We start from the raw sequence: 279 nt of genomic DNA, 5'->3' as shown, positions 1-279 counted from the left end.
AGCCCGGCAGCTGCCTACTTTCCCGCTTGATAAGCAGTATCATCGGCGCAAGGGAGCTTGACTTCCGTGTTCGGAATGGGAACGGGTATTTCCTCCCCGCCATGGCCACCGGGCAATAATTGCCGTAAAAAAGAAACAGGAAGAAGGGGCAGACGTACAACAAAGCGCCTGCCGTCATTTCATACAAGCTTTTATGTGCTTGTATGTCTATTGTACCGCGCTATAGCACGGGAACGATAATATGGTCAAGCCTCACGACCTATTAGTACTGCTCGGCTG

General features: G+C 51.3%; 1 rRNA gene. It reads right to left on the bottom strand.

Annotated elements, in window-relative coordinates:
- Window position 1 precedes the first annotated feature (1 nt).
- A 5S ribosomal RNA gene (gene rrf / locus IZU26_RS13030) occupies window positions 2–113 on the bottom strand.
- Window positions 114–279 lie beyond the last annotated feature (166 nt).

The sequence above is a fragment of the Treponema sp. SP13 genome (assembly GCF_050938355.1).
Taxonomy (GTDB): Bacteria; Spirochaetota; Spirochaetia; order Treponematales; family Treponemataceae; genus Treponema_D; species Treponema_D socranskii.
Note: the sequence above shows the minus strand (reverse complement) of the source record. Positions and strands in the feature narration are given on the sequence as shown.